14 protein-coding genes are annotated in these 15,933 nt (G+C 63.9%); 7 read left to right on the top strand and 7 right to left on the bottom strand.

From position 1 onward, the window contains the following. The first annotated feature begins 130 nt into the window (after positions 1 to 130). Complete coding sequence (locus Spa11_RS11495) at positions 131 to 646, top strand: DinB family protein (protein WP_145112323.1); 516 nt, start codon at positions 131 to 133, stop codon at positions 644 to 646. 75 nt (positions 647 to 721) lie between these two features. Here the strand turns inward: Spa11_RS11495 and Spa11_RS11500 are convergent, their stop codons facing one another. The 3 genes from Spa11_RS11500 to Spa11_RS11510 all read right to left on the bottom strand — a co-directional run bounded on the left by Spa11_RS11500 (position 722) and on the right by Spa11_RS11510 (position 5,755). Next, positions 722 to 1,567, bottom strand: coding sequence for a restriction endonuclease (locus tag Spa11_RS11500; RefSeq protein WP_145112325.1), 846 nt, complete (start codon positions 1,565 to 1,567; stop codon positions 722 to 724). A 143-nt stretch (positions 1,568 to 1,710) separates the two neighbouring features. Beyond that, positions 1,711 to 4,080 (bottom strand): xanthine dehydrogenase molybdopterin binding subunit, encoded by a 2,370-nt coding sequence (gene xdhB, locus Spa11_RS11505; protein ID WP_145112327.1) that lies wholly within the window; start codon positions 4,078 to 4,080, stop codon positions 1,711 to 1,713. Positions 4,081 to 4,243: 163 nt separating this feature from the next. Beyond that, positions 4,244 to 5,755, bottom strand: coding sequence for a xanthine dehydrogenase small subunit (locus Spa11_RS11510; protein ID WP_145112329.1), 1,512 nt, complete (start codon positions 5,753 to 5,755; stop codon positions 4,244 to 4,246). A 120-nt stretch (positions 5,756 to 5,875) separates the two neighbouring features. Between Spa11_RS11510 and Spa11_RS11515 the strand changes: the two genes are divergently transcribed. The 3 genes from Spa11_RS11515 (at position 5,876) to Spa11_RS11525 (ending at position 9,239) form a co-directional block, all read left to right on the top strand. Continuing rightward, positions 5,876 to 7,132 (top strand): allantoate amidohydrolase, encoded by a 1,257-nt coding sequence (locus Spa11_RS11515; RefSeq protein WP_197529320.1) that lies wholly within the window; start codon positions 5,876 to 5,878, stop codon positions 7,130 to 7,132. An 11-nt stretch (positions 7,133 to 7,143) separates the two neighbouring features. Beyond that, a complete protein-coding gene (gene allE / locus Spa11_RS11520) occupies positions 7,144 to 7,896 on the top strand; it encodes a (S)-ureidoglycine aminohydrolase (protein WP_145112331.1) in 753 nt (250 codons plus the stop codon). A gap of 95 nt (positions 7,897 to 7,991) precedes the next feature. Beyond that, entirely contained in the window at positions 7,992 to 9,239 is a 1,248-nt protein-coding gene (locus Spa11_RS11525; protein WP_145112333.1) for a M20 family metallo-hydrolase, read from the top strand. A 63-nt stretch (positions 9,240 to 9,302) separates the two neighbouring features. On the opposite strand, the gene Spa11_RS11530 is transcribed toward Spa11_RS11525, so the two are convergent. The 4 genes from Spa11_RS11530 to allB form a co-directional block, all read right to left on the bottom strand. Next, positions 9,303 to 10,400 (bottom strand): pyridoxal-phosphate-dependent aminotransferase family protein, encoded by a 1,098-nt coding sequence (locus Spa11_RS11530; protein WP_145112336.1) that lies wholly within the window; start codon positions 10,398 to 10,400, stop codon positions 9,303 to 9,305. Between the two features lie 181 nt (positions 10,401 to 10,581). Then, positions 10,582 to 10,923, bottom strand: coding sequence for a hydroxyisourate hydrolase (uraH, locus tag Spa11_RS11535; protein WP_145112338.1), 342 nt, complete (start codon positions 10,921 to 10,923; stop codon positions 10,582 to 10,584). A gap of 170 nt (positions 10,924 to 11,093) precedes the next feature. Beyond that, positions 11,094 to 11,609, bottom strand: coding sequence for a 2-oxo-4-hydroxy-4-carboxy-5-ureidoimidazoline decarboxylase (uraD, locus tag Spa11_RS11540; protein ID WP_145112341.1), 516 nt, complete (start codon positions 11,607 to 11,609; stop codon positions 11,094 to 11,096). Further along, positions 11,606 to 12,901 carry an allantoinase AllB gene (gene allB, locus Spa11_RS11545; RefSeq protein WP_145112343.1) on the bottom strand — a complete coding sequence of 432 codons (1,296 nt, stop codon included), beginning with the start codon at positions 12,899 to 12,901 and terminating at the stop codon, positions 11,606 to 11,608. The genes uraD and allB overlap by 4 nt, the downstream gene beginning before the upstream one ends. A gap of 96 nt (positions 12,902 to 12,997) precedes the next feature. Between allB and pucL the strand changes: the two genes are divergently transcribed. The 3 genes from pucL (at position 12,998) to Spa11_RS11560 (ending at position 15,811) form a co-directional block, all read left to right on the top strand. Beyond that, positions 12,998 to 13,861, top strand: a complete 864-nt coding sequence (pucL, locus tag Spa11_RS11550) for a factor-independent urate hydroxylase (protein ID WP_145112345.1) — start codon at positions 12,998 to 13,000, stop codon at positions 13,859 to 13,861. Between the two features lie 228 nt (positions 13,862 to 14,089). Continuing rightward, entirely contained in the window at positions 14,090 to 15,487 is a 1,398-nt protein-coding gene (gene hydA, locus Spa11_RS11555) for a dihydropyrimidinase (RefSeq protein WP_145112347.1), read from the top strand. Between the two features lie 72 nt (positions 15,488 to 15,559). After that, positions 15,560 to 15,811, top strand: coding sequence for a hypothetical protein (locus tag Spa11_RS11560; RefSeq protein WP_145112349.1), 252 nt, complete (start codon positions 15,560 to 15,562; stop codon positions 15,809 to 15,811). The last annotated feature ends 122 nt before the right edge of the window (positions 15,812 to 15,933 follow it).

The following is a 15,933-nucleotide window of genomic DNA, read 5'->3' on the forward strand; positions in this document are numbered from 1 at the left end:
GACGGGCGCGGCTCAAATTCGTTCCAAACTTTTCCAACTCGTTGTCGATCTCGATTGGCGCCATTCGACTACCGAAGAGAACGCGGACTTACACCAGAACGATGAACCAATTCCACTGCAAGGAAACGCCATGAAAGCCATCGACGCCATTCGCATCGCGCTGAAGTTCAGCGACATGGCGATGACGCACCTGGGGAGCATGCACGACGCTCCGCTGCTGCGGCCCGGCGAGTGGGGCGGCAACCATGCGATGTGGATCGCCGGGCACTTGGCGGTCTGCGAGGGGCGGCTGCAACAGATCCTGCACGGCGGGCCCAACCCGCTCCACGACTGGAAGCCGCTGTTCGATTGGGGGAGCGAGCCGGTCGATGACGCGGCCGCCTACCCGCCGTTCGAAGAAGTGATGCAGGCCCTCCGCGACCTGCGGCAGCAGACGCACGCCTACCTCAATGAAGTGAGCGATGAGGGCCTCGACCAACCCACCAACTGCCAACCGCCGGGGTTCGGAGGCTTCGAGACCGTCGGCGCCGCGATCCAAATCATCGCCTGCCACGCGATCGGCCACATGGGCGGCATGACCGTCGTGAGGGCCGCGAGCGGGAAGGAGCGGTTGTTTGTGCCTTCGCAGGAGTTGCGGGAATTTTGACGGGAAGGGAATGATGAGCGGGTGCCACAGTTGGCTAGCCCAGCAGTGGACGCCGAGCACCCGCGTCGCGCCTTACTAAATTCGCAAGGTGTCCAATCGCTTCAAATACTCGTTAGCCGCTTGGATTAGAGTAAACCCCTTCGATGCAACTGCATCCCTCATCTTGACTAGATTCTGGCTAACGGACTTCCAGGCAGGCTCACCTCTCCATTTGAAATGCACAACCGAATCGACTATGGCCAGCGACCGGTGATAGTCCATTAACGCAGTTGTCAGGTCATCCGAGCTTGGCTGAGGGGACCCTAGACAGGCTGCAGTTACATCCCTCTTTACCCTTACTATGACTATGCCAGACTGCTTTTTATCTTGCACACCTTGTTTCTCTATATCTAACGTAGCATTCCTCAGTATCCAGTTGTTATAATTTACCTCCGCAATCAAACCCGAAACCCTAGCAGACAACACCGATAAACTCTCGGCGGTCGTAGCTCGATCAATGGCAAGCAAGTCTTCCCCCTGAAGCATTCTCACATTCGCGCCATATCTATGCCTCAGCTGGCTGTAAAAGTGCGTCCGCGCTTGACTACTGAATGTTCCAGAGTTGATTGCATAAAACGCTGAAATCTTTTCCTCTGCGCCTGTCTGCGGATGCTTGAAAGGATTTGCAAATGCTTGCTCGCAATCTTGAATTAATTCCGCTACGGCTGACAGCCCGATCGAGGAAACCGCCTTTATCTGTGCAGCACAATACCTCACGTGTCCGAGCTTATCGATCTCGCCGAATACGACATCCTTCCCAAACTCATCGCTGCCGTGGTAGTACGCAACTACAGCATATCCCCGGCGCCGCAGCAGTGGCATAACATACTTAGTTGTGAAATCGGCCTCACTTCCATACTGCAGCTCGTCTTGGATTGCCATCAAAACCCTTGCACTGATTGAAGCACGGAGCAGACGGTTAGTGGGTCAGTTTGTAGGGTGCGATGCAGCGAAGCGGGATCGTACCTCTCCGGCGTTCATGATATGGTTGCTGGCCCTCCGCTTCGAGCGTGGGAGGTGCGATTCTATCGGCACCCTACTTTGGCGGCGTCAGGCACAGCCTGACCTACGAGCGCTGTCATCCTTGTGAGAAGTTCTTCCCCGGTCGCGGGGATCGATAAGCTCACCGGCTCGCCGCCGTTGAGGGATTGGAGGGCGTTCTTTGCTGCGAGCCACACCGCGACGCCGAGCATCAGTGGCGGTTCGCCGACCGCTTTGCTGAGGCGGACGTTTTTTTGGTGCTTGGGGTTGTTGATGAAATCGACGTTGAACACGCGCGGCGTGTCGGTGATGTTCGGGATCTTGTAGGTCGTGGGGCCTGTGCTGAGCAGGTGGCCCGCGTCGTTGTAGCGCAGCTCTTCGTTGGTTACCCAGCCGACCCCCTGGATGAAGCCGCCGATCACCTGGCCGCGGTCGATGCCCGGGTTGATCGCCCGGCCGATGTCCATCAGCAGGTCGGCGCGGTCGAACACGAGCTCTCCCGTGAAACGGTCGATCGTCACCTCGGCGATGGCGGCGCCGGTCGTGTAGTAGAAGAATGGGTTGCCGCGGCCCGTCTCGCGGTTGTAATCGACGCCCGGCGTCGCGTAGAAGCCGCGGGCGCCGATATCGACGCGTTCGCGGCGGGCCATCGCGCAGAACTGCCCGAAGTCGAGGCGATGCGACGGCGCGCGGTCGTCCCACACGGCGCCCTGGTCGATGACGATGTGCTCCGGCGCCGCGACGAGGCCGCGCTCGGCGCTGGCGAAGAGGCCCGCGGCATAGACCCGCATGCGATTGGTGATCTTCCGGCAGGCGTCGATCGCGGCCATGCCGTTGAGGTCGGCGCCGGCGCTGGCGGCGGTGGGGGACGTGTTGTTCGATTTTTCGGAAGAGGTCGCCATCACCCGCACGCGCGCGGGCTCGAGGCCGAACTCGTCGGCGACGATCTGCTGAATCTTGGTGTAGAGGCCCTGGCCCATCTCGGTCCCGCCGGTCGAGACCTGCACCGTGCCGTCGGTGTAGACGTTCACCAGGGCGTTGGCCTGGTTCAAAAACTTCGTCGTGAACGAGATGCCGAATTTTATGGATGAGATCGCGATCCCCTTCACGTGGGTGCGGCTAGCGGCGTTGAACTCGGCGACCTTGGCGACGCGGTGGCGATAGCTCGACGACGCGGCGAGGCGGTCGAACGTCTCATCCATGACGTGGTCACGGACGATCTGGCCGTAGTGCGTGACGTTGCGCGAGTCGTCGCCGTCGCGATAGAGATTCGCGCGGCGGACGTCGAACGCATCGCGGCCGACGACCTTCGCGATGTCCTCCAATAAACTTTCGATCAACGCGACGCCTTGAGGCCCGCCGAAGCCTCGGAACGCCGTGTTGGGCGGCAGGTTCGTGCGGCACACCTGCCCCGTGACGCGGAGCATCGGCACGTGGTAGGCGTTGTCGGCGTGGAGCATGGTGCGTTCCATCACGGACGTGGAGAGGTCCGCGAACGCGCCGCCGTTGGAATAGAACGCCATTTGGGCCGCGATCAGCCGGCCATCGCTATTGAACGCGACGCGATAGTCGGTCTGGTAGGCGTGGCGCTTGCCGGTGATCTGCATGTCGTCGCCGCGGCGGAGCGTGAGCCGCGCGGGGCGGCCCGTCTTCTGTGCGACGAGGGCCGTCATCACCGCGGTGATCGCCGACTGCGTCTCCTTGCCGCCGAAGCCGCCCCCCATGCGGTGACACTCGCACACGACCTGGTGCATGCCGAGGCCGAGGGCTTCGGCGACGACGGCCTGCGTCTCGGTCGTGTTTTGCGTCGAAGAGATGACGCGGATGTCGCCCGACTCGCCACGCATCGACATGGCGGCCTGGGTCTCGAAGTAGAACTGCTCCTGCCCGCCGGAGAAGAACCGCCCCGACAGCGTGTGCGGCGCCGTTCGAAACGCTTCTTCAAACGCCGCGTCGCTCTCAGCGCCGGGGCTCACCATGTGGCGTTCGGGGCCGATGAACGAGTTGGCGTGGAGCGCCTCATCGATCGAAAGGATCGGCTTACGCTCTTCGATATCGACGACAACCAGCTCGCGCGCCTTCCGCGCCGCGGCAGCGGTCTCGGCGGCGATGACGACGATCGGCTGCCCGACGTAAGCGACTTCTTCGGCGGCGAGGAAGGGCTCGTCGGGGATGATGGGCCCGAAGTGGTTCGGCCCGCCGAGGTCGTTATACGTCAGCAGACAAACCACGCCCGGCGCCTGCCGCGCCGCCGTCAGGTCGAGCGAGCGAATCCTTCCCGCGGCGACCGGTGAGCCGACGAAATCGACGCACAGCTCACGGTCGAGCCGCGGCAGGTCGTCGATGTACCGCGCGGCGCCGGTGACGTGACCGGTGGCGGAGTCGTGCGGGAGGGATTGGCCGACGGAGGGCATTGCGGGAGCGGCTAGGGGCTGAGGGGCTAGGGGGTTTTGCTTATTCCCCTCCCTTTCAGGGAGGGGCTAGGGGAGGGTTTAACCGTTCACTACAGGTTTGCTTTCATTGACGGACAGCTTACACCCTCCCCTAAACCCTCCCTCAAAGAGGGAGGGGGATAACTCACTTCGATCCGCTAAACACTTCTCCGCCCTTCACCTCATGCCAACACTTGGCGAAGAGGTTCTCCACGAGTTGCAAGCGATACTCGGCGCCGCCGCGGACGTCGGAGATCGGTTGGATCTCGTCGCGGGCGATGCGGCCGGCGGTTTGCATGGCTTCGAGCGTTAGCGGGCGGGCGACGAGTGACTCTTCCGCGCGCGGTAAGCGAACGACGGTGGGACCGACGCCGCCAGTCGCGATTCTTGCCGCGGTGCAGAGGTCGCCCTCGACTTCGAGCCAGAACGCCAGCGTCACGGTGCTGATGTCCATGTCGCGGCGCTTCGAGACTTTGTAGAGCCGCAGTCGGACGTTCGCTTTCGGCAGCGGTGTCCGCACGGCGACGATCACTTCGTCGGGCTGGAGGTCGAGCTGCTTGTAGCCGAGATAGAACTCTTCGATTGGGACCTCGCGGCGGCCGCGGATGCTGGCAAGTTCGAGCGTCGATTGGGCGACGTAGTGCAGCGGGATCGAGTCAGCGATTGGTGAGGCGTTCGCAAGATTGCCGATGAGCGTGCCGACATGCCGCACTTGGGGGCTGCCAAAACGAGTGAGGATGGCGTGGTAGGCGGGGATCGCGTTCTTGGTGTACGCCTCGATGCGCGCCCACGAAGTCGCGGCGCCGATGACGAGCTGGCCGTCGATCACCTCGAGCCGGTTCAGCTCGCGGACGGTCTGCGTCGTGATGAGCGCAGCCGGGGCGACCTTGCCGTGATTGAACTGCACGCCGATGTCGGTGGCGCCGCTGATGAGGCGCGCGTCGGGGTGCTGGGCCCGGTGCTCAAGTAGTTCGTCGAGCGTCGACGGCAAGAAGATGTCCACCGGCGGCGCCGCCGGGGCGTGGCCGTTCGACAGGTGGGTGTCGCGCGAGTTGACCCGCACCGGGCCGTCACCGAGCGTGGCAAAATCGGCGAGCATCGCCGTGGTGTCGTAGCGTTTGGAGATCGACGCCACCCGCTTGGGGTCGAGCCGCTTGCCCGCGTCGAGGATCTGCGAGTAGCCGGTGCAGCGGCAGAGGTTGCCCGAGAGGCCCAGCCGCAGCGTCTCGTCTTCGAGCGGCTGGTCGCCCTCGGACTCCTCGACGAGCCCCTGGAGGGCCATCACGAAGCCGGGCGTGCAGAAGCCGCACTGGCTGCCGTGGCAGTCGATCATCGCCTGCTGGACGGGGGACAGCGTGTCGCCGTCCTGGAGGCCCTCGACCGTCACCACATGCCGGCGGTCCATCTGGTAGACGAAGGCGATACAGGCGTCGATCGACTGGTAGACGACCGATCGTTCATCATCGGCGGGCTTACCCACCAAGACCGTGCAGGCCCCGCAGTCCCCCTCGGCGCAGGCGATCTTCGTGCCGCAGAGCCGGTCACCTTGCAGCGATCCGCAGCCGCCCCGCAAATAGTCGCTCAGAGTGAGCCCGGCCGCCTCGCCGCGCACCTCGTGCCGGGAGCCGTTAACATAGAAAACGAGGCTATTACGCATGGCGGTTGCACTCTGCAACCAGAGCGCCGCTGTGTAGAGTAAGGACCTGCCGCCCACCGCCTTGCCGCACGATAGGCCCCACCCCGGCAAGGGTCAATTCCTACCGAACGCTTTATCGCCGTGCCCCTCACCGCTCTGCCCACGCCGCTCTCGCTCGCCGACCGCGTCATGACGCGCTGCGACGAGTTGGCGGCATGCTCCGAATCGCCCGAGTGTCTCACCCGGAGGTTTCTGACGCCGCCGATGCAATGTGTCCACGACCTACTGCGCGAGTGGATGGGGTCCGTCGGCATGTCGGTCTGCCTGGATAATGCCGGCAATCTGATTGGGCGGCGCGAGTCTCCCGGCGCCAAGCAGACGCTGCTCGTTGGCTCGCACCTCGACACGGTCCCCGGCGGCGGCCGCTACGACGGCGTGCTCGGGGTGCTGATCGGCCTAGCCGTGGTCGAAGCCCTGGGCGACGCCGAGCTGCCGTTCAACGTTGATGTGATCGGATTCAGTGAAGAAGAGGGCGTCCGTTACAGCAAGCCGTACCTTGGTAGCGCCGCGGTCGCCGGCTGCTTCGATCCCGACTGGCTCGGGCGTGTCGATTCGACCGGTGTGACGCTCCGCGAAGCGATCGCCACTTACGGCGCCGACCCGTCGCACATCGACGACTGCGCGTACGACGCCGACGAGGTGATCGGCTACGTCGAGCCGCACCTCGAACAGGGCCCCGTCCTCGAACGCGCCCGCGAGCCGGTTGGCGTCGTGTCGGGCATCGTGGGGCAGAGCCGCTTGCGGCTACGAGTGGTCGGCGAAGCGGGGCATGCGGGCACGACACCGATGGCGGGGCGGCGCGACGCGCTCGTCGCCGCCGCGCAGTTCGTCACGAAGGTGCGTGAGATGGGGATCGACACCGACGGTCTGCGGGCGACGGTAGGGCACTTCGCCGTCTTCCCTGGCGCGCCGAACGTTATCCCCGAGCGCGTCGAGTTCTCGCTCGACGTACGGCACGCCCGCGACGATGTCCGCGAGCGCGCCGTCGATCAACTGATCATCGCCGGGCGCCGCATCGCCGAAGTCGAGCAGTGCCTCTTCGAGGTCATCGAGAAGTCGGCCCAGGGCGCCGTCGAGGTAGATCAGCCGCTAACGCTTGCGTTGGCGGACGCGATCAGCGACGTCGGCTTTCAGCCGCTATGCCTCCCCAGCGGCGCTGGGCACGACGCCGTGATCATGGCTCAGCGATTCCCCGTCGCGATGATGTTCATTCGTCATCCGGGTGGCGTCAGCCATCACCCCGACGAACGCGTCGAGCGCGACGACGTTGCGGTGGCGATCGATGTGTTGACGCGTTTCGTTCACAAACTAGCAGTCCAAACTAGCGACAAGTCTTGAGAAAACAGCCTATGAGCGGCCCCTTCGGCGAGACCCGCACCCGTGTCGAGTGGAACCACGCCCTGATCGCCCCGGACGGTCACGTGCCGGGGCTGCCGCCGGGATGGGGTTCGGCACGGGGTTACCTCCTCATCAGCCCCGTGATGAACGGCGCCGGCGGGCCGCGGTTCTGCCAGTACCTCGTCGAAGGGGGCGAAGGTAGTGAAACCCACTGCGCCGCCTTCGGCTTGCAGCGGCTTGTTTACGTCTTGGCGGGGACGGCGACACTCGACGGCGATACGCTCGCTACTGACGACTTCGTCTACTTTCCTGCGGACGACGAGTACCAATTCACCGCCCCAGCCGGAGCGAAGCTTCTAGTGTTCGAGAAGCCTTACGAGCCAGTCGAAGGCATCGAGCCGCCAACTCGGCGCACCGGATCGCTTGCCGATGCGCCGACGGAGCCGTTCCTCGGCGACCCCGACGCGATGCTCTCGACGCTGCTGCCGATCGAGCCCGGGTTCGATATGGCGGTGAACGTCTTCAACTTCAAACCCGGCGCCGCACTGCCGTTCGTCGAGACGCACGTCATGGAGCACGGGCTCTTCATGAGGGCAGGGCAGGGCGTCTACCGTCTTGGCGACAAGTGGTACCCGGTGCAGGCAGGTGACTCGATTTGGATGGCGTCCTACTGCCCGCAGTGGTTCGTCGCGATGGGCAAGTCGCCGGCGTCGTACGTCTACTACAAAGATGTCCACCGCGACCCGCTTGGTTTCTCCGTTTGATTTATTAGTTTGAACCATGAAGGAACAAAGGAATGAAGGCTCCTGACGAGGGCCTTTCCTTTGTTCCTTCGTTCCTTTGTGGTTAATCTTCTCTTGTGAATCCACCAATAATTGATATCGAGCGTCTCGTCGGCGAGTTGCAGCAGCTTGCGACGATCAGTGACTGCCCTGAGCCGCCTCCGGCGGTGACGCGGGTCGTCTTTACCGAGACCGACCTTCGGGCGCGGGACTACCTGCGCTCGCTCTACGAAGCGGCGGGCCTCGCGGTGCGTGTCGATGCGATCGGCAACACGTTTGCGCGCTGGGAGGGGAGCGAGCCATCGCTCGGCGCCGTCGGAACGGGCTCTCACTGCGACGCTATTCCGCACGCCGGGTTGTACGACGGCACGGTTGGCGTGCTCGGTGGGCTCGAGGCGATTCGCGCGCTGCAGGCTGCGGGCTTCCAGCCGCGGCGGTCGATCGAGGTGGTGATGTTCACCAGCGAGGAGCCGACACGCTTCGGCGTCGGTTGCACCGGCAGTCGGCTGATGAGTGGCGCCATGTCACCTGCCGACTTGGTGAAGCTCACCGACGAAGTCGGCGACGACTACGACACCGTTCGCAAGCGTGCCGGATTCTCTGGCGATCTCGCGAGCGCCAAGCTCCCCAATGGCTATTACGAAGCCTTCGTCGAACTGCACATCGAGCAGGGGCCCGAGCTCGAAGCAAACGACCTTGCGATCGGCGTGGTGACGGCGATCGCGGCGCCCGCTCAAGCGGACTTCACCGTTACCGGCGAAGGGGGCCACGCCGGCGCCGTGCTGATGCCTCGCCGCCGCGATGCGCTCATCGCGTCCGCGGCGATGGTCAGCGCGATTGACTCGGTTGCTCGCGCCAGCAAGAGCCCCGACATGGTGGCCACCGTTGGCAAGCTTGAAGTTCATCCCGGCGCCGTGAACTCGATCCCCAGCCGTGTGCGGTTCACGCTCGACCTCCGCGACATCGACGGCGCCAACCGCGACGCGGTGCTTAAGGAGATCGAGGATGAGGTCGATCGCATCGCCGTCGAGCGTGGCGTCAAGGTTGAGCACCGCATCCTCAACGCCGACCCGCCGGCGATCTCCGATAAGAATGTTGTGAGCGCCGCCGTCAGCGCCGCCGAGTCGCTGAATCTCGGTTACCAAGAGATGATCAGCCGGGCTTACCACGACTCGCTGTTCATGGCGCGCGTCGCGCCGATGGGAATGATCTTCATCCCCTGCCGCGGCGGCGTATCGCACCGACCGGATGAGTACTCGTCGCCCGAAGCGATCGCCGCGGGGGTGCAAGCGCTTGCGCTAACGCTGGCGAGCTTGGCGGGTTGAGTTTGCCCCTTACACTTAGCCCCCGGTCAATGACCGGGGGCTAAATAGGGTGGAAGCCCAAACTCACATCACCGCGTCGAGCGCCGCGAGAATCGTATCCACGTTCTCATCCCGGGCGCCGTGGCCCATGATGCCGATGCGCCAGCACTGGCCCGCGAGCTTGCCGAGCCCGCCGCCGATCTCGAGGTCGTGCTCATTGAGCAGCCGCTTGCGGATGCCGGCTTCGTCTTCGACGCCCGCGGGGATCTTCACGAGGTTCAGCATCGGCAGCGAGTGATCGGGGTCCGACGCGTACTCGAAGCCCCGCTTTACGAGGCCGGCCTTGAGCTTCTCGTGAACACGCTGATGGCGGGCGAAGCGTTCTTCGAGCCCCTCTTCTAACACCAGCCGCAGCGCTTCGTGCAGGGCGTAGTTCATGTTCACCGGCGCCGTGTGGTGGTAGGCGCGGCTGCCGCTCCAGTAGTTGCCCACGAGCGCGAGGTCGAGATACCAAGAATTGCAAGGGGACTTGCGGTTGTTGGCCTTGTGCATCGCCCGCTCGGAGAGCGTCACCGGCGAGAGGCCGGGAGGACACGACAAGCACTTCTGCGTGCCGCTGTACGCCGCATCAATGCCCCAGGTGTCGATCTCGATCGGCAGGCCCGCGAACGACGTCACGCAGTCCATCACCAAGAGGCCGCCGTGCTTGTGCGTCGCCTCGGCGAGCTTGTCGAACGGCTGCAGCGCCCCGGTCGAGGTCTCGGCGTGGACAAAGCAGACGAGCTTGGGCTTCAGTTCTTCGATCTTCTCGAGGATTGCGTCGGTGTCGAACACCTGGCCCCACTCGGCCGTCATGTTGTGGACAACACCGCCGGCGCGCTTCGCCTTGTCGGTGAGCCGCCCGCCAAACACGCCATTGATACCGATGAGGCACACATCGCCGGGCTCGACGAGGTTGTCCATCAGCATCTCGGCGCCGGCAGACCCCGTGCCGCTGCACGCCAGAGTCATCTCGTTCTCCGTCCGGAAGACCTGCTGCATCATCGCCCGGACCTCGTTCATGATCTCCATGAACGCGGGGTCCATATGCCCTATGCACGGCTTGCCGAGGGCTTCCAGCACCGAGGGGGCGACGGGCGAGGGGCCGGGGCCGTGGAGCAGGCGATGCGGGACAGTGAGCATGTCGTCGACAGGCGGGGCTGTAGGGGATCTGGGCGGAGGGATAAACCGCCAGTTTCGCCATTCAAAGCGTCAAAGCTAGAGCAAAGTTCGCGAAATGGAGGGCTCAGCCGCGGGCGGAAGCCAGCGGCCTGCGTCAGGGTTCGGCCGCTGGCTTCCGCCCGCGGCTAAGACCCATCGCGTGTCAACTTCCGCGGTACGTGCTGTACCCGAACGGCGACAATAGCAGCGGCACATGATAGTGCGACTCCGCTTCGGTGACGTGGAACGTCACTTCGATCCGCGGGTAGAACGACTCACGGTGCGTGCGGGCGAAGTAAGCTGTCGTCTCGAACGTCAGCCGATAGACGCCCGGCGCCGCTTCGCCGGGCGGCAGCAGCGTCGTCACCCGGCCATCGGCATTGGTGACGCCATGCCCCACCGCCGTCGGCTGGCCGTGCTCGTCGAGCTTCGCCAAAGTTATGACAACCCCCTCGGCGGGCTCACCGAGGCTGATATCGAGAACGTGCGTCGTAATCGGGCTCATAGAGGCAGTTACTCTTAAAAAATATTCACCACGACGGACACGACGAGCACGACGGATCAATCGGAAACTCTGTTATCTAATTTCTGCTTCATAGTGAAGTAGGTAGTGAGAGGGACTCGTCGTGTCCTTCGTGTCCTTCGTGTCCTTCGTGCCCGTCGTGGTTCAAATTCTTAAACCGGTTCCAGTTTAGCTAGCCGGAGGTGCGTAATCTTCCGTTGCTCGCCCGCGGCGATTGAGAATTCTGTTTCGGGGTCGTTGCCGAGGCGGCTTTGGAGGATCGCCAGCATCTCGGCGGCGCTCTTGCCGGTGGCGCAGACGATGAAGAGATAGCCGAAGCGTTTCTCGTATTCGTCGTTGCCGTCGGCGAGGCCTTGGAGGGTGGCGTCGTCGGCCGTGTTGACGCCCGACTGTTCGCCGCCGGACCATTCTTTGTTGCCGGCGAACTTCATCCGTAGCGAGTTGAGATCGCCGATCTTCGGGTGACTGGTGAATGCTTCGAGCCACGCCTCACGCGGCATCGCGTCGAAGACGGTGTCGGCGGCGACAGCGATCGCGCCGCCATCGGCAAAGGGCCGAGTGGCGACCATCGCGTCACACCACCAGCCGGCGCCGCAACAGCGTCGCATCGTTTCGCGGGCGTCATCAAAACTCATCGCGTTTAGCCAGTTGGCGATACGATCACTCATACCGTGCGTCCCTTTCCAGGCCCCGGCGACTCGCCGCGGAGAAAGACTTGCTTCACGACACCACGTAGGCGGCGGCCCTCGTACGGGGTCACCTTGTGGCGATGCAGCAACTCGGCGCCGACGACCGTGAACTCCTCGTCGGGGTCGAAGACAACCACATTCGCCTCAGCGCCTTCTTGAATGCCCGCATTGATTCCGACGAGTTGACCCGACTTATGGCTTAACCAGTCGGCGATCTCCAGCAGCGTGTGGCCGCGGCGCGACGCTTCGGTCCACACGGACGGCAACGCGAGTTGCAGCGAGCTGATCCCTCCCCAAGCCACATCGAAGCGGCCCTCTTCCATCCGCTTCAATTCAGGCGGACAGGGCGAATGATCGGTCGCGATGAAGTCAATTAGCCCTTCGGCGAGCCCTCTCCAAAGTCCCTCACGATTCGCGGCGTCGCGGATCGGCGGCGCGCACTTGTAGGCTGTTGCGCCATCGGGGACCTCTTCCGCCGCAAACGTCAGGTAGTGCGGGCACGTCTCAACGGTCAGCGGCAGCCCTTTGGCCTTCGCCGCGTCGATCGCTGGCAGACTCCCCGCGTCGGCGAGGTGCACGATGTGGGTCGGGCAACGCGTCTGCTCACATAGCCGAAGCAGCATGCCTACCGCGTCGCGTTCGAAGCTCACTGGCCGCGAAGCCAAGTAGTCGGCGTAACGCCGCGGGTCGCTCATTGGTGGCGTGTCGTGGACAATCTCGGCGTGCGCAAGCAAGGGAACCCCGCGCGCCGCCAACAGCGGCATCACCGCGCGTAGCTCGCGCTCGGTTGCTGCTGGAAAGTCGTCGATGCCGCTGTGACACAAGAACGCTTTCACGCCCCGGCAGCCGGCGTCGAGCAGCGCCTCGATCTCACCCTCATTGCCCGGCACCAAGCCCGCATGAAACGCCACATCAACGGAAAGCTTTCCCTCAGCGGCTTGCCGCTTAGCGGCGAGCGCCTCCACACTCGTCGTCACCGGCGAGCTGTTGAGCGGCATGTCGACGAGCGTCGTCACGCCGCCCGCCGCGGCAGCCGCGGCGCCGGTCGCAAACCCTTCCCAATCGGTGCGGCCGGGCTCGTTGAGATGGACGTGTGGGTCCACGAGTCCTGGCAGGATAACGAGGTCTCCAAAGTCTTCGCCTTCGTTCGTGTCATACGAATCGATCGCGGCGATGATGCCATTCTCGACTCGCAAACTCGCCGGCTTGACGCCCCCCGTCGTCACGACGCGACGGCTACGGATAACTAGGGCTGCGCCGTGAGGACTCATACGCTTTTAGTGTGTGACGCGGCCCGGGGCTGGGTTATCCTTGCCTCACAAGCGAAGCAGGCAATCCATAGCGTAACACGACAGGAATCCGCCGCCATGTCCGTCCATCTCGCCCGCGACAGCTACGGCAAGCACCGCGTCCGCGTCAGCAAGGTCCGTCGCCCGCGCGAGGCGCCCGCCAACCAGGAACGGCATGAGTTCGTCGAGGTGTCGGTCGATGTCGAACTCGAAGGTGACTTCGCGGCGTCGTTCACGGCCGGCGATAACCGTCTCGTCATCGCGACCGACACCTGCAAGAACACGGTCTACGCCCTGGCGAAGGACCACGACGTGGCGACGATCGAGTCCTTCGGCCTCGCAATCGCTGAACACTTTTTAGAGCGCTACGATCACGTCCAGCTCTGCCGCGTCTCGCTCACCGAAACCGTTTGGGACCGCCTCGGCGAGTCGCTGCACGGCTTCGTCGCCCGCGACCGCGCAACGCCGACCGCTGTCGTGACGCTCGAGCGCGACGCCGAGTCCGAAGTCGTCGCCGGCGTCGCCAAGCTGCTGATTGCTAAGACGACCGAGAGTGGCTTCAGCGATTTCCACCGCGACGAGTACCGCACCCTGCCTGACGTTGACGACCGCATTCTCGCCACCGAGCTGACCGCCCAGTGGCTCTACCGGGGCGAAGGCGCCGGCTCAGGAGGCGACTTCTTGGGCAACCGCCGCGCGGTCGTCGACGCCTTGTTGACGGCGTTCCTCGACCACTACAGCCGCAGTGTGCAAGAGACGCTCTATCGCATGGGCTCGGCGGCGCTCGAAGCGTGCCCCGAGGCCGACGAGATCACGCTGACGATGCCCAATAAGCACCACCTGCTGGCGAAGCTTGTTCCCGAAGGAACGACGAACGACAACGAAGTGTTCGTCGTCACCGATGAACCGTTCGGCTACATTAGCGGCACGATCAAACGCTAGCGTCTTGGTTAATCCCCCTCCCTTTCAGGGAGGCCGTTTTCCTATAGAGCGGGGGGAGGGTCGAGAGCATCCGGCTTTCAGCCGCACTGAGTACCGACTTCTTCCCCTCGCTATGTACGCCTGCACAACTGATAAGCCACAGCGTACTCGACAGGTTTCACCCTCCCCTAACCCCTCCCTAAAGAGGGAGGGGAATACGACGACAGCCCACCTTTATCCGAGCGCCAGATGTCCCTCCTAATCAAGAACGGCCGCGTCGTCACTTCGAACGACGACTTCATCGGCGACGTGCTCTGCGAAGGAGAGACGATTACCGCCGTGGGGCAGGGGCTCACGGCGCCGGCGGGGGCCGAGGTTGTTGACGCGACGGGCAAGCTCGTCTTCCCAGGGTTCATCGACCCGCACGTGCACATCTACCTGCCGTTCATGGGGACGTACGCCAAGGACGACTACGACTCGGCCAGCCGTGCGGCGCTCGTGGGCGGGACGACCTCGCTGATCGAGATGGTCTGCCCCGGCCGGCAGGAGGACCCCGTCGAGGCCTACAAGCTTTGGAAGAGTAAGGCCGAGGGGCTGTCGGCGTGCGACTTCGCGTTCCACATGGGCGTGACGCGCTTCGACGAATCGACACCCGCGGCGCTGAAGGAAATCGTCGCCGACGGCACAGCCAGCTTCAAAGTCTTCCTCGCTTATAAGGGCGCGCTAGGCGTTGACGACGAAGAGCTCTACAAGACGCTTGCGCTGGCGAAGGAACTCGGTGTTATCGTCACCGCGCACTGCGAGAACGAGTCGCTTGTCTCACAGCTCCAAGCCAAACTCCTCGCCGAAGGGAAGACAGGCCCCGAGTGGCACGAACCCTCACGGCCCGTGCAGGTCGAGACCGAGGGCGTAAGGCACTTGATGACGTTCGCCGAGCTGACCGGCGCCCACGTCTACGTCGTCCACACCAGCTGTAAGGGCGCCGTCCACGCGGCGATGGAGGCCAAACTCCGCGGCGTGCAGGCGTGGGTCGAGACGGTGATTCCGTATCTCGTGCTCGATGATACGGCCGCCCAAAAGCCTGACTTCGAGGGCGCCAAGTACGTTATGTCGCCGCCGATCCGCGCCGCGCGGCACCAGCCCTTCTTGTGGGACGCCCTGCGGAGCGGCGCGGTGAGCACGGTCGCCACCGACCACGCGCCGTTCGACTTCGGTCCCGGAGATGGAAGCGGCCAGAAGGAGATGGGCCGCGGCGACTTCACCAAGATCCCCAACGGCATCCCCAGCGTCGAGCACCGCGTGCGGTTGCTCTACACGCACGGCGTCGCGACCGGCCGCATCGACCTGCCGACCTTCGTCAACGCCGCCAGTACGCGAGCCGCCAAGCTCTTCGGCCTTTACCCCCGCAAGGGAACGATTCAACCCGGCGCCGACGCCGACCTCGTCGTCTACGACCCGGCGGTCAAAGAAACGCTCTCCGCGAAGACCCACCTGATGGCGACCGACTACGACGCCTTCGAAGGCTGGCAGGTCACAGGCCGCTGCGACCTCGTGACCGTCCGCGGCAAGAAGATGGTCGAAGCGGGCAAGTTCGTTGGCGAGCTAGGCCACGGGAAGTTCTTGAAGCGCGAGCCGACGCATTTTTGAGGGAGGGTTGCCCGCGAATTACGCGAATCGACGCGAATGAAAAGAGATTGGGTAGCCACCCGCGAGCGCACCATGAGTTACGACGACGACTGGTCGGACGACCTCGACGAACTCGATGATGACGACGACTGCTTCGAATGCCCTGAGTGCGGCGCCGAAGTTCACGCCGAAACGGAATCTTGCCCGGCGTGCGGTTACTGGATCACCGACGCCGAGCGTGAAGCGGGCTGGCAAGCCGGCTCGGCATCGGATCGTATCCGAACGATCGGCTGGTGGATGATTGCCGTTGCGGCGATCGGCGTTCTGTTGCTGTGGTGGGCATAGTTGAGCAATTGGCTACCCGTCAGATCGCCCTGTAGGGGCAAAGGACGATAGCCCAGGGCAACGCCCTGGGTGTGCTGGGGACGGGCCGCAAGAATGCGAAGAGCCCTGTAGGGGCGACGGAA

Origin of the sequence: Botrimarina mediterranea (assembly GCF_007753265.1) — a bacterium.
Taxonomy (GTDB): domain Bacteria; phylum Planctomycetota; class Planctomycetia; order Pirellulales; family Lacipirellulaceae; genus Botrimarina; species Botrimarina mediterranea.